The following is a 22517-nucleotide window of genomic DNA, read 5'->3' on the forward strand; positions in this document are numbered from 1 at the left end:
AGCTTAGCGGGCGGTGGTCTGGGCGGCAGGAGCGGCGGCGTGGCGCGCGGCCTTGTCCTGAGCCTGCTCGGGCTGGTTCACTTCCACTTCGGCGATCACCGACATGCCCGGCACCAGGCGGCCATTCATGGCCTTGATGTCTTCCGGCTGGAAGACGATTTTCACCGGCACGCGCTGGACGATCTTGGTGAAGTTGCCGGTGGCATTATCAGCCGGCAGCAGGGCGAATTGCGCGCCCGAGGCTGGGGCGAAGCTGTCGACCGTGCCCACCAGCTTCTTGCCCGGCATGGCGTCGATGGTCACATGCACGCTCTGGCCGCGGTGCAGGTCGGCCAGCTGCGTTTCCTTGAAGTTGGCGGTGACCCAGACGTTGTCCTGCACGATGGCCGTCAACTGCTGGCCAGGCTGCACGCGCATGCCCGTTTCCACGTTGCGCTTGCCGATGCGGCCGGCGACGGGGGCCAGGATGCGGTTGTATTGCAGCTGCTGTTCCGCGTCCTTCAGTTGCACGCGCAGCACGGCCACTTGCGCCTTGGCGACATCGCGCGCAGCTTGCGCCGCGCCGATCTGCGCCTTGGCGGCGGACGCGCTGTCGCGGCGGGGCGGACAGGTCGGCCACGGCGCTCGAGCGGGCCGCGTTGGCGGCGTCGAGTTCCGCTTTCGAGACGGCTTTCATCTGGCTCGTGTACAGCTGGCCATAGCGCTCCGCATCCTGTTTGGCGCGCAGCAGCTGCGCATCGGCTTGCGCCACTTGCGCCTGGGCGGCGCTCGCTTGCGCCTGCACTTGCGCGATCTGCGCATCGGCCTGCAGCACTTGCTGCTCGGCGCTGGCGATCTGCGCGGCAATCTGCTCGGTTTTCACGCGCTGGTCGAATGGATCGAGTTCGGCGATCACGTCGCCCTCTTTCACGATTTGATTGTCGTCAATAAAAACCTTGGTGACGACGCCGGAAATGCGCGCCGACACGGGATGCACGTGGCCGGCCACATAGGCGTTTTCCGTTTCCACGAAATAGTGGCTGCGGTACCACATGCGCGCGCCGGCACCCAGCGCCACGAGGACGATCAGGCCGGCGATGATTTTGACGCGGTTGTTCGGTGGTGCGGAGCTGGCCGAAGCGGCGGGCGTGGAAGGTGCGGCGGGGGCCGCGGGTGGGACGGCGCTCAGCACCTTGTGCTCTGCCTGGCCTGGCTGGTTGGACATACTCGCTCCGGAAATGAAATGATATAGGTTCATTATTGGGCAAAGAAAAGCCAAAGTCAAGAAATGAAACGATTGCATTTCATTTTAATTTGCACTACAGTGTGAGCCATCACTTACCCTCCAACTTATAAAGAGACCCAGACCATGTCCGATCCCGGCCTCAGCGATACCTTGCCTACCGATACAGAATCCGACGCCGCCGCCCAGGAGCTTTCCTGCTGCGGCAAGCCAGCCGGCCGCCCCCGCGCAGCCGACATGGAGGCGCGCATGGAAAACCTGCTGCACACGGCCGGCTGCCTGTTTCTGGAAAAAGGGTATGGGAAAGTGAGCCTGGAAATGATCGCGCGCGAAGCCCACGTGGCCGTGCGCACGATTTATGTGAAATTTGGCGGCAAGTCGGGCTTGTTCAATGCCGTGGTGGAATTACGCCGCGCCGCCTACTTTTCGACCATGCCGGCGCTGGAAACGGACATGCGGCCCCTGCACTCCATTTTGAGCGAGTTCGGCCTGCTGTTCGTGCAACTGGTCACCATGCCGGCGGCGATCCGCCTGAATCGCATGGTGGTGGCCGAAGCGGCCACGCATCCGGAACTGGCGGAAACGTTTTACAAGGTGGGGCCGGGACAGACGCGCGAAATGCTGACCAAGTTTTTCAGCCGCCCCGACATCGCGCCGTTGTTTCGCGCGGAATTGACACCCTCCATCCTGGCGCTGCACCTGCTCAATTGCCTGCTGGGCGATCAGATGTCGCGCCTGCTGTTTCCGCCACAGGCGCAACCGGACGTGGCGCAACTGCGCGCCAAGGTGGCGGTCAGTCTCGACCTGTTTCTGCACGGCACCCTGCGCCAGCCGCAGGCGGACTGACGCGGAAGTCAGCCAGGGCGGCCGCAGTCTTCCGGCAGCGCCGCTTCGGCCTGTTCATCGCTCAAGCCCAAGGCACGCAGGAAAGGCTGGGCTGCCGACGCGCCATCAACACTGAGTGAAGACTCACTTCCATCGTGGCGCACCGGCCCATAGCGCATCAGATCGAACGAAGTTTCAAAGCGCTGCGCCAGGAAATAGGTGCGGAAGTAATCGAAGGAAAATGCCACCTGGCCATCGTCCCGCAGCAGCAAGCCCCGCGCATACAGCGGCGCCAGCCAATCCCCGGCGGCCATGCTCCAGCCTTTCACGCCGCAATAGTCGCTGGCAAAGCGCTCCAGTTCCGCCTCGTTGAGGAACACGCTCTTGGCTTCGAACATCACGAATGCCAGCTCGATCAGGAATTCGCGCGCATCGGCAGCCGCGCCGGCAGCCACGCGCTGCTGCACGCCCGCCTTGCCAAGCAAGCCATCGAGATAGGCGCGCTCGCCGGCCAGCTGCGGCAGCAAGGTGGCAAACACGTACTCGGCATTCCACCTGCCCCGCTTCCTGGCCATTCGGCGTGTACAGCACCGACAAGGCGAAGTTCTTGCTCACGTCGTCGAACTCGCGCAGCGACACCGTCCACTGCGTGCCTGGCGCGCCGTTATCGGCGGCATCCGTACCGAATTCGAGCACGGCAAACGCCGCCATCTGGCCCTGCGCACCATACAGGCTGCCGGGATTGCTCTTGAACAAGATGCCCAGCGACTTCATCAGCGAACTGGCGTCGCCCGTATGCTGGTGGCCGTGGAACACGGCGTGGATATTCTTGTAATGTGCGCGCTGCTCGGCGCTGGCGTGCTCATCGGCGGAGAAAAAGCTGAAGCCGGCATTGCCCAGCGCCGCAGCCGCAACGCCCTGCTGGCGGCTACCCGGCACCAGGTAGAAGCGCGCGCCGGGCAAGCTGGCCGCCTGCAGCAAGGGCCGCAGGAAGGATTCGTAGACGTACACGGGCGTGGTGCCGGCACAGGCGTCCAGCGCACCAGCAGCTGGCCCGTGAAGAAAATCGCATCGATCTTCTTGCCCGCCGCCAAAATAGCGGCCACATCCTGGTACAAGGCGTGCAGCATCACGGCTTGCTCTTGCTCATCGGCCCTGCGCAAACGGACATCGGCAATATGAAGGGCGGTAAATTTTTTCATTGTTGCAAAACTCTCTCAGTACAGCGGAATTTGACCGACTCCCACGCTGGCAACATTCCTGGAAAAATCACACGCTTCCGTTGAAGCAAAAGCAAAACATGGTTACAGACCTCCATTCTGCCACTTTTTCCATACGGCAATACTCACCAATTTTCACAAGATGCCACTGCGCCACGTTTTACTATGCTGCAGGTCAAGGAAAATAAAAAAACCGGGAACATGTCCCGGTTTTTTATACTGAAAGTTAACTCTTTATCAGCGCTTGCGCGGCGGCGGCAAGTCCGTGCACACGCCTTCGTACACTTCCGCTGCCATGCCAATCGACTCGCCCAGGGTCGGGTGCGGATGGATGGTCTCTTGCCGATATCGGTGCCGTCGCAGCCCATTTCGATGGCCAGGGCGATTTCTCCGATCATGTCGCCCGCATGCGTGCCGACGATGGTGCCGCCGATGATGCGGTGCGTTTCAGCGTCGAACAGCAGCTTGGTGAAGCCCTCGGCGCGGCCGTTGGCCACGGCGCGGCCGGAAGCGGCCCACGGGAAGTGGCCCTTCTCGACCTTGATGCCCTTGGCTTTCGCTTCGTCTTCCGTGATGCCGGCCCATGCCACTTCCGGATCCGTGTAGGCGACCGACGGGATCACCTTGACGTCGAAGTGCGACTTCTGGCCGGCAGCCGCTTCGGCGGCCACGTGCGCTTCATGCACGGCCTTGTGCGCCAGCATCGGCTGGCCGACCAGATCGCCGATGGCGAAGATGTTCGGCACGTTGGTGCGCATCTGGCTGTCGACGTTGATGAAGCCGCGGTCCGTCACCTGCACGCCGGCCTTGTCGGCAGCCAGTTTCTTGCCGTTCGGGCTGCGGCCCACGGCGACGAGCACCAGGTCGTAGACTTGCGGCGCTGGCGCCGTGGCACCCGCTTCGGCCGCTTCGAACGTGACCTTGATGCCTTCCGGCAGCGCTTCCACCGCGACCGTCTTGGTCTTGGTCATGATGTTGTCGAAGCGCTTCTCGTTGAACTTCTGCCACACCTTGACGGCGTCGCGGTCCGCGCCCTGCATCAGGCCATCCATCATTTCGACCACGTCGATGCGCGCGCCGAAGGTCGAATAAACCGTCGCCATTTCCAGGCCGATGATGCCGCCGCCGATGACCAGCATGCGTTTCGGGATCTGGCGCAACTCCAGCGCGCCCGTCGAATCGACGATGCGCGGGTCTTCCGGCACAAAGGGCAGCTTCACCACGGACGAACCGGCGGCGATGATCGCTTGCTTGAACTGCACGACTTTTTTCGAGCCGTCGCCAGCCGTCACTTCGATGTGGTTCGCGGAGAGGAACTGGCCCACCCCGTGACGTGACGACTTGCGTCTTGCGCGCCTTGGCCATGCCGGCCAGGCCGCCCGTCATGTTCGAAATTACACCTTCCTTGTACTTGCGTACCTGATCGATATCAATGGTCGGCTTGGCAAATGTCACGCCCGTATTCGACATGTGCGCCGTTTCATCGATGACGGAAGCCACGTGCAGCAGCGCCTTCGACGGGATGCAGCCCACGTTCAGGCACACGCCGCCCAGGGTGGCGTAGCGCTCGACGATGACCGTCGACATGCCCAGGTCGGCCGCGCGGAACGCCGCCGAGTAGCCGCCAGGACCGCCGCCCAATACCATCATGTCGACGTCGATGTCGACCTGGCCGCTGTAATTGCCGGCAGGGATGGCGGCGGCAACTGGTGCTGCCGCAGGGGCGGCAGCCGGAGCCGCCGCTGGTGCAGGAGCTGCCGCAGGCACTGCAGCAGCCGCGCCTTCAGCCGCTTCCACCACCAGCAGCGCGCTGCCTTCGGCGATCTTGTCGCCGACCTTGACCTTGACTTCCTTGACCACGCCCGCGTGGGTCGACGGGATCTCCATGCTGGCCTTGTCCGATTCGACCGTGATCAGGGACTGGTCCACCTTGATGGTGTCGCCCACCTTGACCATCAGTTCGATGACTTCGACTTCCTTGAAATCGCCGATATTCGGTACTTTTACCTCTACTGTGCTCATCAATCGCTCCTTACAGCAGAATTTTGCGCATGTCGGCCAGGACTTCGCCGAGGTACACGGAGAATCGCGCGCCCATCGCGCCATCGACCACACGGTGGTCGTAGGACAGCGAAGTGCCCATCATCAGGCGCGGCTGGAAGGCCTTGCCATCCCATACCGGCTTGATCGAGGCTTTCGACAGACCCAGAATGGCCACTTCCGGCGCATTGACGATAGGCGTGAAGTGCGTGCCGCCGATGCCGCCCAGGGACGAGATCGTGAAGCTGGCGCCCTGCATGTCGGCCGGTTTCAGCTTGCCTTCGCGCGCCTGCAGCGACAGTTCCGTCATTTCGCGGGCGATTTGCGAGACCGACTTCTGGTCCGCGCCCTTGATGACGGGTACCACCAGGCCATTCGGCGTGTCGGCCGCAAAGCCGATGTTGTAGTACTGCTTGAGGATCAGGTTTTCGCCCTTGGCGTCGAGCGAGGCGTTAAACGCGGGGAATTTCTTCAGCGCGGCGACGGAGGCCTTGATGACGAAGGCCAGCATGGTCAGCTTGGCCGCATCCTTGTTCTTCGCATTGGCCGCGTTGGTGTCGACGCGGAACGCTTCCAGGTCGGTCACGTCCGCTTCGTCGAACTGCGTGACGTGCGGGATCATGACCCAGTTGCGGTGCAGGTTCGGACCCGAGATTTTCTTGATGCGCGACAGCGGCAGCAATTCGGTCGTGCCGAATTTGCTGAAGTCCAGCGACGGCCATGGCAGCAGATCCAGGCCCACGCCCGAACCGCCTTTGGCAGCGACTGGAGCATTTGGCGCAGCAACCGCGCCCGACATCACGCCCTTGACGAAGTTCTGCACGTCTTCCTGGGTGATGCGGCCCTTCGGACCGGAACCGCCGACCAGCGCCAGTTCCACGCCCAGTTTCGCGCGCGAACTTGCGGATCGATGGCGACGCGTGCGCCAGCTTGCCATTCGCTGCAGGTGCGGCGGCAGGCGCTGGTGCAGCAGCAGCGGCGACCGGCGCCGAAGCGACGGCGGCGGCTGGCGCGGCGGCAGCTTGCGCTGGCGCGGCAGCTGGTGCAGCGGCAGGAGCGGCAGCGCCACCGGTCGTTTCCACCACCAGCACCAGGCTACCCTTGGCGACCTTGTCGCCGACCTTGACTTTCAATTCCTTGACGATACCGGCATGGCTCGATGGGATTTCCATGCTGGCCTTGTCCGATTCGACCGTCAGCAGCGACTGGTCGACCTTGATCGTGTCGCCGACCTTGACCATCAGTTCGATGACTTCGACTTCCTTGAAGTCGCCGATATCGGGCACGGTCACGTCGACCAGGGCCGGCGCGCGCCGGCTGGGGCGGCAGGCGCTGGTGCGGCCGCAGGGGCGGCGGCCGGGGCGGCTTCAGCGGCAGGTGCCGGGGCGGCAACGGCGGCTGGCGCCGGGGCCGAGGCGTCGTCCGCCACTTCCAGCAGCAGCACCAGCGAACCTTCGGCGATCTTGTCGCCCACGTTGACTTTCAATTCCTTGACGACACCGGCGTGGCTCGATGGGATTTCCATGCTGGCCTTGTCCGATTCGACGGTAATGAGGGACTGGTCGACCTTGACCGTGTCGCCTGGCTTGACCATCAGTTCAATGATCTCGACTTCCTTGAAATCGCCGATATCCGGGACTTTGACTTCCACAATGCTCATAGCTTGCTCCGTTATTTTATTTGTCAGATGGACCCGCACACACGCCAGGGCGGCACTTTCGCACCGCCCTGGCATCATCGGGTCCGCACAACGATTACTGGGTCACCGGATTCGGTTTGTTCGCGTCGATGCCGTACTTGGCGATCGCGCCTGCTCCACCACCGACACGTCGATCTTGCCTTCGTCAGCCAGCGATTTGAGCGCGGCCACGGTGACATAATAACGGTTCACTTCGAAGAACTCGCGCAGCTTGGCGCGGCTGTCCGAGCGGCCAAAGCCATCGGTACCGAGCACTTTGTAGGTGCGGCCCTTCGGCATGAAGGCGCGGATCTGTTCTGCAAATGCGCGCATGTAGTCGGTCGTGGCGACGATCGGGCCGTCCGTGTCCTGCATCAGCGACGTCACGTAAGGCACGCGCTGCTGCTTCGACGGGTTGACCATGTTCCAGCGTTCCGCATCCTGGCCATCGCGGGCCACCAGGGTCAGCGACGGCGCCGACCACACGTCCGCGGCCACGCCCCAGTCGTTTTCCAGCAATTCGGCGGCGAAGATCGATTCGCGCAGGATGGTGCCGCAACCGATCAGCTGTACGCGCAGCTTGGCGTCCGCCTTGCCTTCTTGCAACTTATACATGCCTTTCAGGATGCCTTCTTCCTGGCCTGGCTTGATGCCTGGCTGGGCGTAGTTCTCGTTCATGATCGTGATGTAGTAGAACACATCTTCCTGGTTGGCGATCATGCGGCGCAGGCCGTCCTGGATGATGACGGCGACTTCATGGCTGAAGGTCGGGTCGTACGGCATGCAGGTCGGGATGGTCGCGGCGAAGATATGGCTGTGGCCATCTTCGTGCTGCAAGCCTTCTCCGTTCAGGGTCGTACGGCCGGCCGTGCCACCCATCAGGAAGCCGCGGGCGCGCATGTCGGCCGAAGCCCACACCTGGTCGCCGATGCGCTGGAAGCCGAACATCGAGTAGAAGGTGTAGAACGGGATCATGATGCGGTCGTTGGTCGAGTACGACGTCGCCGCGGCGATCCACGAGCTCATGCCGCCCGCTTCGTTGATGCCCTCTTGCAGGATCTGGCCGGCCTTGTCTTCGCGGTAGTACATGACCTGGTCCTTGTCGACCGGCTCGTACAACTGGCCTTCGGGTTGTAGATGCCGATCTGGCGGAACAGGCCTTCCATGCCGAAGGTACGCGATTCATCGACCAGGATAGGCACGACGCGCTGGCCCAGGTTCGGGTCTTTCAGCAGGGTCGAAATGACGCGCACGAAGGCTTGCGTGGTGGAGATTTCGCGGCCTTCCGGCGTCGCTTCCAGCACGTTCTTGAACGCGTCCAGACCAGGCACCGGCAGGGTTTCTTCCGACTTCTGGCGGCGCTGCGGCAGGTAGCCACCCAGGGCCTTGCGGCGCTCGTGCAGGTAGACCATTTCCGGCGCGTCGTCGGCTGGCTTGAAGAACGGGATGTCGGCCAGCTTGTCGTCAGGGATAGGCAGCGAGAAGCGGTCGCGCATTTCGCGAATCGCTTCGTCGTCCAGTTTTTTCGTCTGGTGCGCCGTGTTGCGCGCTTCGCCGGACTTGCCCATGCCGTAGCCCTTGATGGTTTTCACCAGCAGGACGGTCGGCTGGCCCTTGTGTTCCTGGCGATCTTGAAGGCCGCGTAGATCTTGTGCGGATCGTGGCCGCCACGGGTCAGGCGCCAGATGTCGTCGTCCGTCATGTTGGCAACCATTTCCAGCAGCTTCGGATGCTTGCCGAAGAAGTGCTTGCGCACGTAGGCGCCATCTTTCGCCTTGTAGTTCTGGTATTCGCCGTCGACGGTTTCCATCATCACGCGCTGCAGGATGCCTTCTTTATCTTGCGCCAGCAGGGCATCCCAGCCCGGACCCCAGATGACCTTGACGACGTTCCAGCCGGCGCCACGGAATTCGCCTTCCAGTTCCTGGATGATCTTGGTGTTGCCGCGCACAGGGCCGTCCAGGCGCTGCAGGTTGCAGTTGACCACGATGACCAGGTTGTCGAGCATGTCGCGCGCGGCCAGACCGATCGCGCCCAAGGACTCCGGCTCGTCCATCTCGCCATCGCCGCAGAAGGCCCAAATTTTACGGTTGTCGGTCTTGGCGATGCCGCGTGCGTGCAGGTATTTCAGGAAGCGCGCCTGGTAGATCGCCATGTGCGGGCCCAGGCCCATCGACACGGTCGGGAACTGCCAGAAGTCAGGCATCAATTTAGGATGCGGGTACGAGGACAGGCCCTTGCCGTCGACTTCCTTGCGGAAGTTCAGCATTTGCTCTTCCGTCAAACGGCCTTCGAGGAAGGCGCGCGCGTAGACGCCGGGCGAGGAGTGGCCCTGGATGTACAGCAGGTCGCCGCCGTGGTCGGCCGTCGGCGCGTGCCAGAAGTGGTTGAAACCGATGCCCAGCATGTTCGCCAGCGAAGCGAACGAGGACAGGTGGCCGCCCAGGTCGCCGTCGGCGCGGTTGGCCTTGACGACCATGGCCATGGCGTTCCAGCGCATCCACGAGCGCAGGCGCTCTTCGTATTCCAGGTTGCCGGGACAGTGTGCTTCTTGCTTGGTGGGGATGGTATTGACGTAGGCGGTGGTGCTGGAGAACGGGATCTGGGCGCCGCGGCGGCGGGCCAGGTCAACCATGCGCTCCATCAGGTAATGCGCGCGTTCCGGACCTTCATTTTCCAGCACGGCTTCGAGCGCGTCCAGCCACTCCTTGGTTTCCTGCATATCCGGGTCGGTGCCGATCTGTGTCGTTACCTGGTTCAGTTGAGCTGACATCTGTTGAGTCTCCTTTGTGAACGCCCCACCCCGATTTTCCGGATCGCTGTCGGACGGTATTTCGCTGATTATTTACTATTAAGTCGGTTTAGTGTGGGGATTCTAACAGCGTATTTAGTATTTTTCAAATTACGATATAGCATTTCATATCGTGAAATTACCCTATGAAATTTATGCTGCACTGCCGCAAATTCTGTGCGGAAATTAGGGTGATCAAAGTGCCAAAAACGGCGCCAAAAGAACCGCAGGCCCTTGCGCTCCCTAGGCCACCAGCACACCAGCAAAACGCATTAGCGCCCCAGTCGTCCGCACAGGCATACCGGGCCAAGCGGGCCTGAAAAATGTCGAGGGCCAGGCGCGGCGACGCAGACAGTACGCCAGTACGGCAAGGAGCTGCAACGCCGCCATCGGCATTTTCTCAGGCCCGCGTCTCTGGCCCGCTTTTTAACATAACGGCTTGGCGCCAAAACCGCCCCTTTGCGCCGCCCGGCTTTATAATCTGTCTTTTCCCTCCCACACAGCCTCCCTACCATGCCAGCACAACTGATCGACGGAATCGCCCTCTCCCAAAAACTGCGCAGCGAAATCGCCACGCGCGCCGCCGCCCTCACGGCCAAGGGCACCCAGCCCGGCCTGGCCGTGATCCTCGTCGGCGAAGACCCGGCCAGCCAGGTATACGTCCGCAACAAGGTCAAGGCGTGCGGCGACGTGGGTTTCCACTCGGTGCTGGAAAAATATGAAGCGGACCTGTCCGAAGCGGACTTGCTGGCACGCATTGCCAGCCTGAACGCCGATCCCGCCATCCACGGCATCCTCGTGCAAATGCCCTTGCCCAAGCACATCAACCCGCACAAGGTCATCGAAGCGATCGCCACGACGAAAGACGTGGACGGCTATTCCGTCCTGAGCGCCGGCGAACTGATGACGGGCTTGCCCGGCTTCCGCCCGTGCACGCCGTACGGCTGCATGAAACTGATCGAAAGCACGGGCGTGGACTTGCGCGGCAAGCACGCCGTCGTCATCGGCCGCAGCAACACGGTCGGCAAGCCGATGGCCCTGCTGCTCTTGCAAGCGAACGCTACCGTCACCATCTGCCATAGTGCGACCCCGGATCTGGGCCTGTACACGCGCCAGGCGGACGTGGTCGTGGCCGCCGTCGGCCGCCGCAACACCCTGACGGCCGACATGGTCAAGCCGGGCGCCATCGTCATCGACGTGGGCATGAACCGCGACGATGACGGCAAGCTGTGCGGCGACGTGGATTTTGCCGGAGTGAAAGAAATCGCGTCCCACATCACGCCCGTGCCCGGCGGCGTGGGCCCGATGACGATCACCATGTTATTAATGAATACCGTCGAGGCCGCAGAGCGCATTTAAGAGGAACACCTGAGAAAACGTCCATGGCTGCGTTGCAGTGCCTCGCCGTACTATTCGTACTGCCTTCGGCACCGCGCCTTGCCCTGAACGTTTTTCAGGCGCTCCATATATGAAGACAGAATGGACGAACCGACGATGAATACCAATCCCCTGCTTGATTTTTCCGGCCTGCCACGCTTCGACGCGATCACGCACGAGCATGTCACGCCCGCCATCGATACCCTCCTGGAACAGGCGCGCGCCACCGTGGCGCAGCTGGAAGCGCCCATGGAAGAAGTGAGCTGGGACAACTTCGTCGCGCCCCAGGACCAGATCGCCGAAACCCTGGGCCGCGCCTGGAGCATCGTCAACCATTTAAATAGCGTGATCGATACGCCGGAACTGCGCGCCGCCTACAATGCCAACCTGCCCAAGGTGACAGAGTTCTTGACCGAGCTGGGCCAGAACGAAATCCTCTTCGGCAAATACAAGCAAGCAATTGCAGGCCCGCGCCGATTTCGCCAGCCTGTCGCCGGCGCGCCAGCGCATCGTCGAGAATGCCGTGCGCGACTTCCGCCTGGGCGGCGCCGAGTTGCCCGAGGACAAGAAAGAGCGCTTCGGCGCCATCCAGGAAGAACATGCGGCCGTCGGTACGCGTTTTTCCGAAAACGTGCTCGACGCCACGAATGACTATAAGTTGCTGGTCGACAATGAAGCTGAGCTCGCCGGCCTGCCCGACGATGTGAAGGCCGCCGCGCGCGCCGCCGCCGAAAAAGCCGGCAAGCAAGGGTACGAATTCTCGCTGCACTTCCCGTCGTATTACCCGATCCTGCAGTTTGCCGACAAGCGCGCGCTGCGCGAAACCATCTACCGCGCCAACGCCACCAAGGCGTCGGACCAGGGCGAGGTCTTCAGCAAGAAAGAAGACTGGGACAATACCCGGAACATCGTTACCTTGTTGCGTCTGCGCAACGAAGAGGCACAATTGCTCGGCTACGCCAATTTCGCCGAAGTGTCGCTCGTCTCCAAGATGGCCACCTCGCCGGCGCAAGTCATCGCCTTCCTGGAAGACCTGGCCAAGCGCGCGCGTCCGTTCGCCGAGAAGGACTTATCAGAACTGAAACAATTCGCCAAGGAAGAGCTGGGCCTGGACGAGCTGCAGGCGTGGGACGTGCCGTACGCCTCCGAAAAGCTGCAGGAACGCCGCTACGCGTTCTCGGCCCAGGAAGTCAAACAGTATTTCCCTGAACACAAGGTGATCGACGGCCTGTTCCGCCAGATCCAGAACCTGTTCGCGGTCGAGATCAAGCCCGATACGGCGCCCGTCTGGCACCCGGACGTGCGTTTTTACCGCATCGAGCGCGACGGCCAGCTGGTCGGCCAGTTCTACCTGGACCTGTATGCGCGCGCCGGCAAGAGCGGCGGCGCCTGGATGGACGATGCGCGCGGCCGCCGCGCCGACGCCCAGCACGTGCAAACGCCGATCGCCTACCTGACCGCAATTTCACGCAGCCAGCCGTGGTCGATGGCCAGGCCCAGCCGGCGCTGTTCACGCACGATGAAGTGATCACCCTGTTCCACGAGTTCGGCCACGGCCTGCACCATATGCTGACCGTCGTCGACGAGCTGGGCGTGTCGGGCATTGCCGGCGTCGAATGGGATGCCGTGGAACTGCCGTCGCAATTCATGGAAAATTTCTGCTGGGAATGGGAAGTGCTCGAACACATGACGGCGCATGCCGTCACGGGCGAGCCGCTGCCGCGCGCGCTGTACGACAAGATGCTGGCGGCCAAGAATTTCCAGTCCGGCTTGCAGACCCTGCGCCAGGTGGAGTTCTCCTTGCTCGACATGCATCTGCACTATGACTACGATGCCGGCACGGGCCAGACCGTGCAGCAGCTGATCGACGGCGTGCGCGCCAAGTTCGCGCTGATCATCCCGCCCGATTTCAACCGCTTCCAGAATTCCTTCGGGCATATCTTCTCCGGCGGCTACGCGGCTGGCTACTACAGCTACAAATGGGCCGAGGTGCTGTCCGCCGACGCCTATGCGGCGTTTGAAGAAGCCCGTGCGCTGGGGCCGGCCGCCACGACGGCGGCAGGCAAGCGTTACCTGCAGGAAATTCTGTCCGTCGGCGGCTCGCGCCCCGCGCTGGAATCGTTCACGGCCTTCCGCGGCCGCGAGCCGTCGATCGACGCCCTGCTGCGCCACAGCGGCATGGCAGCCTGAGGGATGACATGACGCGTGTCGATTTTCATACGAATGTGCCCGACAAGCTGGCGTATGCCTGCCGCCTGGTGCGCAAGGCTTACATGGCCGGCAACAAGGTCGTCGTGCTGGTGGCCGACAGCGCCCAGCTCGACGCCCTGAACGGCGCCATGTGGACCATTTCCGCCACGGATTTCCTGCCGCACGTGCTGGCCGGCGACCCGCTGGCGGCGCAAACCCCGATCATCCTGACCGATGACGCGGCCGCCGAGCTGCCGCACCACGACATCCTCGTCAACCTGTCGCAGTTGCCGCCCGCCAATTACGCCGATTTCCAGCGCGTGTTCGAAATCGTTTCCATGGATGAACAGGATGCGCAGGCGGGCCGCCAGCGCTTCCTGCACTACCGGCAGCAAGAAGTGCAGCCCACGCACTTCGTCGCGGGTAAAGCATGAGCCAGCCGCCATTCGATCAGGGCATCCCCCTGCTGACGGAAGTGCTGCTGGGGCCGGAGGTGGCGCCCGTTGCACCTGCTGCGCCTGCTTTCGAAGAAGCGCCGGCATTGCCGCCAAGCGTCGTGCAGCCCGACTGGGACGCCATCGAACAGCGGCTCACGCAGCGCATCCTGCATCAAGTACAGGGCAAGATCGACCATCTGCTGGAAGAGCGCATCGCCCACGTCCTGCAGACAGCCCTGCAAAACGCCCTGATCGGCATGCGCGGTGCCTTGCGCGAAGATTTGCAGCAATCGCTGGAACAGATCGTCGCGCACGCGGTCAGCCATGAATAGGTCACCTGCACCCTCCCGCATAGCCCTGAGCAGTCGGGTTACGCGCTGCGCGCTAACCCGACCTACCTTATTCCCTCTCCCAATGCCATTCTTTGGTGCGCTCGCGCCTGCGAAATCGGTGCATCGCGCCTCACTTTGGTGATTGTTGCGACAAAATGTAAAAAGGCCGAAATGCGGCTTTGCGCCGCCTGGTTTTTGTTGTACCTTTCTTCACACGCACCGCCTGTCGAAGCGGTTTTTCACGAGACGCCGCCGTATCTTTATCCAATGGAGAATGTTTATGCTGCTCAAGACCAAAGTCCTTCCTCTCGCCCTCGCCCTCGCCTTTGCCGGCCACGCGGGCGCGCAGGAAATCATCAAGATCGGCCACGTCGCCCCGGTCTCTGGCGCCAGCTCCCACCTGGGCAAGGATAACGAGAACGCGGCCAAGATGGCCATCGAGGATTTGAACGCCAAAGGCTTCAAGATCGACGGCAAAGCCGTGAAATTCGTGCTGGTGTGCCCGAAGATGACGCCGCCGATCCCAAGCAGGGCACGGCCGTGGCGCAAAAGCTCGTCGACGCCAAGGTCAACGGCGTCGTCGGCCACCTGAACTCGGGAACGACGATTCCCGCCTCGCGCATTTACTTCAATGCCGGCATTCCGCAGATTTCGCCGGCCGCCACCAACCCGACCTATACCCAGCAAAAATTCAACACGGCCTTCCGCGTGGTGGCCAATGACAACAAGCTGGGGGGAACGTTGGGCGCGTATGCCGTCGGCAAGCTGCAAGCGAAGAAAATCGCCGTCATCGACGACCGCACGGCCTACGGCCAGGGCGTGGCGGAGCAGTTCGTCAAGGGCGCCAAGAAGGCGGCACCTGGCGTGCAAATCGTCGGCAAGGAATTTACCAATGCCAACGCGACGGACTTCAATGCCATTTTGACCAGCATCAAGTCGAAAAATCCCGACCTGATCTTCTTTGGCGGCATGGATTCCGTGGGCGGCCCCATGCTGCGCCAGATGAAGGCGCTGGGCATCAAGGCCAAGTTCATGGGCGGCGACGGCCTGTGCACGGAACCGCTGGGCAAGCTGGCGGGCGACGCCGTGGGCGAAGACATGGTCACCTGCGCGGAAGCGGGCGGCGTGACGGGCGCGCAGCAAAAAGGCATGGACGATTTCCGCGCCCGCTACAAGCAGAAATACAATATGGAAGTGCAGCTGTACGCGCCGTACGTCTACGATGCCGTGATGACCATGGCCACCGCCATGCAGGATGCCAAATCGTCGAAACCGTCCGTCTACCTGCCATATCTGGCCAAGGTGCACTACCAGGGCGTGACGGGGCCGATCTCGTTCGACGCCAACGGCGACATCAAGGATGGCGCGCTGACCCTGTTCACGTATCGGGATGGCAAGAAAACCAAGATGGAAGTCGTCAAGTAAGCGGCTGCCCGGCCACGTAAGCCAGTAAACCTTCGGCCAGCGCGTCGAAGGTGGCGCGGCAGCGCAGGCTGCCGCGCAAGTCTTCATGCATGGTGACCCAGGTTTCCATCGGCAGTGAAAACGCTTGCGGCAACACGCGCCGCAGGGCCGGATTGCGCGCCGCCAGCCTCGCCTGGCACACGCCGATGCCCGCGCCCGCGCGGATCAGAGCCAGCTGCGCCAGGTCGCTGTCGCTGCGCCAGGCAAAGTTTTCCCGCGAAAAACCCTGGAAGGCCGCGCCCGCGTTGCGCACGAAGGGGCTCGCCTCGTCGTAGCCGATGACGGCGTGTTGCGCCAGATCAAGCAATCCCGCCGGCATGCCATGGCGCGCCAGGTAATCCGCGTGCGCATGCAGGCCCAGCTCGATCTCGCCCACCTTGCGCGCCACCAGTTGCTCCTGGCGCGGACGCAGCATGCGCACGGCGATATCCGCTTCCCGGCGCAGCAAATCCTGCACCTTGTTGCTCAATACCAATTCAATGACCAGGCCCGGATGGCGCGCGCGCAAGCGGGCCAATATCGGCGGCAGCACTTCCACGCCCACCACTTCGCTGGCCGCGATGCGCACGACGCCAGCCACGCCCTGCCCCTGGCTGCTGGCCGCGCGCTGCATCAGGGCCGCCGTGTGTTCCATGGTTTCCGCATGGGGCCGCAGCGCCAGGGCCACTTCCGTGGGCAGCAGGCCCTGCTGCGAGCGCGTAAACAGGGTCGCGCCCAGCGCCTGCTCGAGCGCGGCGATATGCCGGCCGGCGGTGGGCTGCGTGATGCCCAGCGCGCGGGCCGCGCCGGACAGGGAGCCGTGCTTCAGCACGGCCAGCAGCGAACGGTAGTATTCCCAGGGAATGGCGGTAGTCATACATAAATGTATAGCTTGTACTCGATGTTCGTCAATTCCCAATTAACCCTGCGCGGCAGATACTGGCACCATCAACCACACGGAGGTCAGGATGGAGAACACGAAAAACACGGCATTGGTACTGGGCGCCACGGGTGGCATCGGCGGCGAGATGGTGCGCCAGCTATTGGCGGCGGGCTGGCAGGTGCGCGCCCTGACGCGGGGAGAAACGCCATCGCCACGGCGAGATAACATCGAATGGCTGCGCGGCGATGCGCTGTCGCGCGCGGACGTGCTGGCCGCCGCGCAAGGCTGCGCCGTCATCGTGCACGCCGTCAACCCGCCCGGCTACCGCCACTGGGGCCGGCTGGTGCTGCCCATGCTCGACAACACGATTGCCGCGGCCATCGCCGAAGGCGCCACCATCGTGCTGCCCGGCACCGTCTACAACTTTGGCCCCGACGCCTTTCCCGCGCCGGACGACTTACTGGCGGAAGACGCGCCGCAACATCCGCTCACGCGCAAGGGCGCCATCCGCGTGGAACTGGAAGCACGGCTGGAACGGGCCAGCACGCAGGGCGCGCGCGTGCTGATCGTGCGCGCCGGCGACTTCTTCGGCCCCCGCGCCGGCAATAACTGGTTTTCGCAGGGTCTCGTGAAACCGGGCCAGAGCGTGCGCAGCGTGCTGTATCCAGGCGCGCCCGGCGTGGGCCACCAATGGTCCTACCTGCCCGACGTGGCGCGCACGATGGTGCAATTGCTGGGTGTCCGCGCCACCTTGCCCCCGTTTGCGCGCTTTCACATGGCCGGCCACTGGGACCGCGACGGCCGGCAAATGACGGGCGCGATCACCCGCGTGGTGGAACAGGCGACAGGAACTGCGCCCGCCATCCGGCGCTTCCCGTGGTGGCTGGTGACGCTGGCATCGCCGTTCGTGGCGACCCTGCGCGAAATGCGCGAGATGCGCTACCTGTGGCGAACACCCTTGCCCATGGACAATACGCAACTGCTGGCCGTGCTGGGACAGGAAGCCCATACGCCCCTCGATGAGGCGGTAAAAGCCACCCTGGAAAGGATGGGGAATCTGAACGTGACAGGCAAAAAAAAAACGCGCCGGGATTGCCGGCGCGCTGATTGCAAGTACTGCGGCACAGATTATTTCTGTGCCAGCACCCATTTGACCAGGGTGCGGGCTTCCGCCTCGCTCACTTGCGGGTTGGCTGGCATAGGGATCGCGCCCCAGGTGCCGGAACCGCCCTTCATGACTTTCGCCACGAGCTTGGCTTCCGCGTCTTTCTGACCGGCGTACTTGGCCGCCACGTCCTTATACGCGGGACCCACCAGTTTCGTGCTCACCGCGTGGCATGCCATGCAGTTTTTGGCTTTCGCCAGATCCGGATTGGCCAACGCTGCTTGCGATGCCAGAGCCGATACGGCCAATACACTCACCAACATAAAACGTTTCATTGTCTTTTCTCCAAAGTTACTTCCTGCGGCATTTTACTGTGTTTCCGCAGATGCACCACGAGCCCAGATCAAGCGTTTCAATGTAGTAACGCAATATAGACGGGAGGCATAGCTATTCTGCCCCATCTGCGCGCCCATGACCATGTTGTTTGTAAGGCGATGTAACGACGAACGGCCCCGCATCGTCAAACGGGGCCGGCCGTCGTACCGGCGCAACAGATCAGCGTTTCTGCTTCTTCAATTGCGACAAGTCGCGCACGGCGCCCCGGTCGGCCGACGTCGTCAGCGCCGCATACGCCTGCAGCGCCTGCGACACGTAGCGCTCGCGGTTGACGGGCAGCCAGGCCGCGTCGCCCTTCGCTTCCATGGCGGCGCGGCGCGCGGCCAGCTCAGCATCCGTGATGCGCAGGTTGATGGTGCGCTCGGGGATGTCGATGTCGATGAAGTCGCCCTCTTCCACCAGGCCGATGGCGCCGCCTTCGGCCGCTTCCGGCGAGGCGTGGCCGATCACCAGGCCCGAGGAACCGCCCGAGAAGCGCCCGTCCGTGAACAGCGCGCACGCCTTGCCCAGGCCCTTCGATTTGATGTACGAGGTCGGATACAGCATTTCCTGCATGCCGGGGCCGCCTTTCGGGCCTTCGTAGCGGATGATGACGACGTCGCCTTCGTGCACGGTATCGGCCAAAATCGCTTCAACAGCGGAATCCTGGCTTTCGAACACGCGCGCCTTGCCCGAGAATTTCAAAATGCTTTCATCGACGCCTGCCGTCTTGACGATGCAGCCCTTTTCCGCCAGGTTGCCGTACAAGACGGCCAGGCCGCCATCCTGCGAGTAGGCGTGGGCCTTGTCGCGGATGCAGCCCGTGCTGCGGTCCGTGTCGACGGCCGCAAAGCGCTCCGACTGCGAAAACGCCGTCTGCGTCGGCACGCCGCCCGGCGCGGCGCGGAACAGTTCATGCACGGCGGGGTTATCCGTGCACATGATGTCGTTTTGCGCGATGGCGTCGGCCAGGGTCGGCGCGTGGATGGTCGGCAGGGTCGTGTTGAGCAAGCCGGCGCGCGCCAGTTCGCCCAGGATGCCCACGATGCCGCCCGCGCGGTGCACGTCTTCGATATGGTATTTGTCCGTCATCGGCGCCACCTTGCACAGGCAAGGCACCTTGCGCGAGATGCGGTCGATGTCGGCCATCGTGAATTCCACCTCCGCCTCGTGCGCGGCGGCCAGCAGGTGCAGCACGGTATTCGTCGAGCCGCCCATGGAGACATCGAGCGCCATGGCGTTTTCAAACGCCGCCTTGGTGGCGATCGAGCGGGGCAGCACCGAGTAATCGTCCTGCTCGTAGTGGCGCTTGGCCAGTTCCACGATCAGACGGCCCGCGCGCAGGAACAGCTGCTGGCGGTCCGAGTGCGTGGCCAGAATCGTGCCGTTGCCGGGCAGGGCCAGGCCCAGCGCTTCCGTCAGGCAGTTCATCGAGTTGGCCGTGAACATGCCGGAGCACGAGCCGCAGGTGGGGCAGGCGGAACGTTCGATTTCCGCCACGTCGGCGTCGGAGACGGTGCTGTCGCCTGCCTTGATCATGGCGTCGACCAGGTCCAGCTTGATGATCTTTTGCGTGCCGTTGACCACCTTGACGACCTTGCCCGCTTCCATCGGCCCGCCGGAAATAAACACGACGGGGATATTGATGCGCATGGCGGCCATCAGCATGCCCGGCGTGATCTTGTCGCAGTTCGAGATGCACACCATGGCGTCGGCGCAGTGGGCGTTGACCATGTATTCGACGGAGTCGGCGATCAGGTCGCGCGAGGGCAGCGAATACAGCATGCCGCCGTGGCCCATGGCGATGCCGTCATCGACGGCGATGGTGTTGAATTCCTTGGCCACGCCGCCGGCCGCCTCGATCTCGCGCGCCACCATCTGTCCCAGGTCCTTCAGATGCACGTGACCGGGCACGAACTGGGTGAACGAGTTGACGACGGCGATGATCGGCTTGTCGAAGTCGCCATCCTTCATGCCGGTGGCGCGCCACAGGGCGCGGGCGCCAGCCATGTTGCGGCCGTGGGTGGTGGTGCGGGAGCGGTATTGCGGCATGATGGGGTCCTTCCAAGGATGATTGATGCCTGACTGCGCGGATTTTCAACAAAACCCTGCATGCAGTGGGGGTACGCCAGATTGCCTTGCGCGCGCGCCACTGTCAAATATATGATGCACGTGCCTGTGAGTCGTTTTACATATCACAGCAATCAATCCGCATGGAAACGCATATGAACCTCGAACTGCGCCAGCTGCGCTACTTTGTCACCGTCGCCGAAGAATTGCACTTCGGCCGCGCCGCCGCGCGCCTGCACATGACGCAGCCACCGCTGTCGCAAACCATCATGGCCCTGGAAGAACTGCTGGGCGCGCCCCTGTTCGTGCGCACGCGCCGCGAAGTGCAGCTGACGCCGGCAGGCACGGCCCTGCTGCCCGAGGCGCGCCGCCTGCTGGCGCAGGCGCTCGATTTGCCCGCGCTGGTGCGGCGGGCCGCGCAGGGCGAGGCGGGCCGTTTGAGCCTGGCGTTTGTCTCCTCGGCCGACTACAGCGTGCTGCCGCCGCTGCTGCGCGCCTACCAGACGGCCTATCCGCAGGTGCAGATCCAGTTGCAGGAAGCCACCTCGGATCTGCAGCTGGAGGAACTGCTGGCCGGACGCACGGATGCGGGCCTGCTGATCCCGCCCCTGCCCGAGAAGGCGAAAAAGAGGCGCTCGATTACCTGCCCGTGCTGGCCGAGCCGCTGGTGCTGGCCGCGCCGTCCGGCCTCGCCATATTGAATACGCCGGGGCCCGTGCGCCTGCGCGACCTGCCGCCCCTGCCCCTGATCATTTTCCCGCGCGCGATCTCGCCCGCCCTGCACGACGCCATCCTCGGCGTGTTCCGCGCGGCCGGCGTGACGCCCATGATCGGCCAGGAAGCGATCCAGATGCAAACCATCGTCAGCCTCGTCTCGGCTGGCATGGGCATCGCGCTTGTGCCACAATCGGTATCGAATCTGATGCGCCCGGGCGTAGAATACAGGCCGCTGCAGGATGCTACGCCGCTGGTGGAAACGGGCCTGGCCTGGCGCCGCGACAATCCGTCCGCCGTGCTGCAAGGCTTTTTGGCGCTGCTGCGCAAGCAGATCGGCGCTGCCGCCGATTAAATTAAGTGGCCGCTAAGGCAAAAAACCGCAAGCGCCCCCATACTACGCAACCTTGGCTTTAAACAAAGAAAGAAACCCATGCTGATACACCCGATGCCCGACCCGATAGCAATCCAGATCGGCCCGCTCGCCGTGCACTGGTACGGCCTGATGTATGTGCTGGCCTTCGCCCTGTTCATTATCCTGGGCCGCGTGCGCATCAGGCAGCCGCATATCGCCGTGCTGGGCTGGAAGAAGGAAGACCTCGACGACATGCTGTTCTACGGCATGCTGGGCGTGGTGATCGGCGGGCGCCTGGGCGAAGTGCTGTTCTACCGTCCCGAATACTTCATGCAGAACCCGCTGGAGATCTTCATGGTCTGGCATGGCGGCATGTCCTTCCATGGCGGCTTCCTCGGCGTCATCCTGGCCATGTACCTGTGGAGCCGCAAGGCGGGCCGCAACCTGTTCGACGTGCTCGACTTCATCGCCCCGCTGGTGCCGCTCGGCTACGCGGCCGGCCGCCTGGGCAATTTCATCAATGCCGAACTGCCGGGCCGCATCGCCCCGGACACACCCTGCCGTGGGCCATGCAGTGGCCGGGCATCCCGTATCCCGTGCACCCGTCGCCGATCTACCAGATGCTGGTCGACGGCATTTTAGTGTTCATCATCCTGTGGCTGTATGCGCGCAAGCAGCGCCCGCGCATGGCCGTGGGTGCCATGTTCACCCTCTTGTACGGCTGCGCGCGCTTCTTCACGGAATACTTCCGCACGCCGGACTGGGAAGTCGTGTGGCTGGGCGTGCCGATCACCTCGGGCCAGATGCTGTCGCTGCCGATGATCGTCGGCGCCATCGCGCTGCTCGTGTGGGCATATAAAAGCCAGGTGATGGGCACGCCGCCCACCAAGGCCCGCCCGGTCTGAGGAGCAGTCAAGCCTGTAGCTTGCTTGTAATCACTTTCCATTGCGCCGGCGTCACGGGCGTGATGGACAGCCGGCTGCCCTTCTTGAGCAGCAGCATGTCTTCCAGCTCCGGCATCTGGCGCATCTCGGACAGGGGCAGCAGCGCCGTCTTCTCAGGCAGGCCGCGCACGTCGACACTGATCCAGCGCGGCTGTTCAGGCGTGGCTTTCGGGTCGAAATACTTTCCACCTTCTTCAAACTGGCTGTGATCGGGATAGGCGCCGCTGGCCACTTCGGCCACGCCCGCCACGCCCGGCTGCGGGCAACTCGAATGATAGAACAGCACGCCATCGCCCGGCCGCATGCCGTCGCGCATGAAGTTGCGCGCCTGGTAGTTGCGCACGCCAAACCAGGGCAAGGTATGCGCGGGCGCCGCCATCAGGTCATCGATGCTCACCTCATCGGGTTCGGATTTCATCAGCCAGTACTGTTTCATTACATTCCCCAGGTCAAAGAATAAAAGCGACAGGCGTAAAAAAACGGCTGCGCATGCTGATGCTGCAACCGTTTTTTGTA

At 63.0% G+C, this 22517-nt stretch carries 12 protein-coding genes and 9 pseudogenes; 11 read left to right on the forward strand and 10 right to left on the reverse strand.

The annotated features are described in order from the left end of the window. Positions 1–3: 3 nt before the first annotated feature. Together ACQVLG_RS01580 and ACQVLG_RS01585 are read right to left on the reverse strand one after the other, a co-directional pair. The gene (locus ACQVLG_RS01580; protein WP_474292535.1) at positions 4–519 is read right to left on the reverse strand and encodes a hypothetical protein; all 516 of its coding nucleotides are present in this window, start codon (positions 517–519) and stop codon (positions 4–6) included. Between the two features lie 151 nt (positions 520–670). Continuing rightward, positions 671–1282 (reverse strand): annotated as a pseudogene (locus ACQVLG_RS01585) (HlyD family secretion protein); the annotation flags it as partial. A 66-nt stretch (positions 1283–1348) separates the two neighbouring features. Here ACQVLG_RS01585 and ACQVLG_RS01590 point away from each other — a divergent pair. Continuing rightward, a complete protein-coding gene (locus ACQVLG_RS01590; RefSeq protein ID WP_230539782.1) occupies positions 1349–2068 on the forward strand; it encodes a TetR/AcrR family transcriptional regulator in 720 nt (239 codons plus the stop codon). 8 nt (positions 2069–2076) lie between these two features. Here ACQVLG_RS01590 and ACQVLG_RS01595 read toward each other — a convergent pair whose 3' ends face one another. Then, complete coding sequence (locus ACQVLG_RS01595) at positions 2077–2586, reverse strand: STAND family AAA ATPase (protein ID WP_474292536.1); 510 nt, start codon at positions 2584–2586, stop codon at positions 2077–2079. Between the two features lie 41 nt (positions 2587–2627). Between ACQVLG_RS01595 and ACQVLG_RS01600 the strand changes: the two genes are divergently transcribed. Both ACQVLG_RS01600 and ACQVLG_RS01605 read left to right on the forward strand, forming a co-directional pair. Continuing rightward, positions 2628–2882, forward strand: coding sequence for a hypothetical protein (locus ACQVLG_RS01600; protein ID WP_474292537.1), 255 nt, complete (start codon positions 2628–2630; stop codon positions 2880–2882). Then, positions 2867–3229 carry a hypothetical protein gene (locus ACQVLG_RS01605; RefSeq protein ID WP_474292538.1) on the forward strand — a complete coding sequence of 121 codons (363 nt, stop codon included), beginning with the start codon at positions 2867–2869 and terminating at the stop codon, positions 3227–3229. The genes ACQVLG_RS01600 and ACQVLG_RS01605 overlap by 16 nt, the downstream gene beginning before the upstream one ends. A gap of 275 nt (positions 3230–3504) precedes the next feature. Here the strand turns inward: ACQVLG_RS01605 and lpdA are convergent. From lpdA to aceE, 3 pseudogenes are all read right to left on the reverse strand, one after another. After that, positions 3505–5289: pseudogene (gene lpdA / locus ACQVLG_RS01610) on the reverse strand (dihydrolipoyl dehydrogenase). Between the two features lie 10 nt (positions 5290–5299). Further along, positions 5300–6967 (reverse strand): annotated as a pseudogene (gene aceF, locus ACQVLG_RS01615) (dihydrolipoyllysine-residue acetyltransferase). Between the two features lie 94 nt (positions 6968–7061). Beyond that, positions 7062–9758 (reverse strand): annotated as a pseudogene (gene aceE, locus ACQVLG_RS01620) (pyruvate dehydrogenase (acetyl-transferring), homodimeric type). 531 nt (positions 9759–10289) lie between these two features. Between aceE and folD the strand changes: the two are divergent. From folD to ACQVLG_RS01645, 5 genes and pseudogenes are all read left to right on the forward strand, one after another. Continuing rightward, positions 10290–11135: a bifunctional methylenetetrahydrofolate dehydrogenase/methenyltetrahydrofolate cyclohydrolase FolD gene (folD, locus tag ACQVLG_RS01625; protein WP_070221908.1), complete on the forward strand. Its 846-nt coding sequence runs from the start codon at positions 10290–10292 to the stop codon at positions 11133–11135. 120 nt (positions 11136–11255) lie between these two features. Continuing rightward, positions 11256–13343 (forward strand): annotated as a pseudogene (locus tag ACQVLG_RS01630) (M3 family metallopeptidase). 8 nt (positions 13344–13351) lie between these two features. Then, positions 13352–13777: a DNA polymerase III subunit chi gene (locus ACQVLG_RS01635; protein WP_474292539.1), complete on the forward strand. Its 426-nt coding sequence runs from the start codon at positions 13352–13354 to the stop codon at positions 13775–13777. After that, positions 13774–14112, forward strand: a complete 339-nt coding sequence (locus ACQVLG_RS01640; protein ID WP_474292540.1) for a hypothetical protein — start codon at positions 13774–13776, stop codon at positions 14110–14112. The genes ACQVLG_RS01635 and ACQVLG_RS01640 overlap by 4 nt, the downstream gene beginning before the upstream one ends. A 280-nt stretch (positions 14113–14392) precedes the next feature. Continuing rightward, positions 14393–15537 (forward strand): annotated as a pseudogene (locus tag ACQVLG_RS01645) (branched-chain amino acid ABC transporter substrate-binding protein). Here the strand turns inward: ACQVLG_RS01645 and ACQVLG_RS01650 are convergent. Next, complete coding sequence (locus ACQVLG_RS01650; RefSeq protein ID WP_474292541.1) at positions 15530–16432, reverse strand: LysR family transcriptional regulator; 903 nt, start codon at positions 16430–16432, stop codon at positions 15530–15532. The pseudogene ACQVLG_RS01645 and the gene ACQVLG_RS01650 overlap by 8 nt on opposite strands. A gap of 91 nt (positions 16433–16523) precedes the next feature. Between ACQVLG_RS01650 and ACQVLG_RS01655 the strand changes: the two are divergent. Next, positions 16524–17498, forward strand: a pseudogene (locus ACQVLG_RS01655) (NAD(P)H-binding protein); the annotation flags it as partial. Between the two features lie 68 nt (positions 17499–17566). On the opposite strand, the gene ACQVLG_RS01660 reads toward ACQVLG_RS01655, so the two are convergent. Further along, positions 17567–17878, reverse strand: a complete 312-nt coding sequence (locus tag ACQVLG_RS01660) for a c-type cytochrome (RefSeq protein WP_076567973.1) — start codon at positions 17876–17878, stop codon at positions 17567–17569. Positions 17879–18098: 220 nt separating this feature from the next. Beyond that, the gene (ilvD, locus tag ACQVLG_RS01665; RefSeq protein WP_230539790.1) at positions 18099–19970 is read right to left on the reverse strand and encodes a dihydroxy-acid dehydratase; all 1872 of its coding nucleotides are present in this window, start codon (positions 19968–19970) and stop codon (positions 18099–18101) included. 173 nt (positions 19971–20143) lie between these two features. Between ilvD and ACQVLG_RS01670 the strand changes: the two are divergent. Then, positions 20144–21057: pseudogene (locus tag ACQVLG_RS01670) on the forward strand (LysR family transcriptional regulator). 78 nt (positions 21058–21135) lie between these two features. Further along, positions 21136–21962 (forward strand): annotated as a pseudogene (gene lgt / locus ACQVLG_RS01675) (prolipoprotein diacylglyceryl transferase). Between the two features lie 7 nt (positions 21963–21969). Here lgt and ACQVLG_RS01680 read toward each other — a convergent pair. Further along, entirely contained in the window at positions 21970–22437 is a 468-nt protein-coding gene (locus ACQVLG_RS01680) for an EVE domain-containing protein (RefSeq protein ID WP_474292542.1), read from the reverse strand. Between the last annotated feature and the right edge of the window lie 80 nt (positions 22438–22517).

This window comes from Janthinobacterium sp. TPC_1, from assembly GCF_056037845.1.

Coding starts and splice junctions, on each gene's coding strand:
- ACQVLG_RS01680 (WP_474292542.1), bottom strand. CDS start 22,437: ATGAAACAGTACTGGCTGATGAAATCCGAACCCGATGAGGTGAGCATC.
- ACQVLG_RS01590 (WP_230539782.1), top strand. CDS start 1,349: ATGTCCGATCCCGGCCTCAGCGATACCTTGCCTACCGATACAGAATCC.
- ACQVLG_RS01650 (WP_474292541.1), bottom strand. CDS start 16,432: ATGACTACCGCCATTCCCTGGGAATACTACCGTTCGCTGCTGGCCGTG.
- ilvD (WP_230539790.1), bottom strand. CDS start 19,970: ATGCCGCAATACCGCTCCCGCACCACCACCCACGGCCGCAACATGGCT.
- folD (WP_070221908.1), top strand. CDS start 10,290: ATGCCAGCACAACTGATCGACGGAATCGCCCTCTCCCAAAAACTGCGC.
- ACQVLG_RS01660 (WP_076567973.1), bottom strand. CDS start 17,878: ATGAAACGTTTTATGTTGGTGAGTGTATTGGCCGTATCGGCTCTGGCA.
- ACQVLG_RS01640 (WP_474292540.1), top strand. CDS start 13,774: ATGAGCCAGCCGCCATTCGATCAGGGCATCCCCCTGCTGACGGAAGTG.
- ACQVLG_RS01635 (WP_474292539.1), top strand. CDS start 13,352: ATGACGCGTGTCGATTTTCATACGAATGTGCCCGACAAGCTGGCGTAT.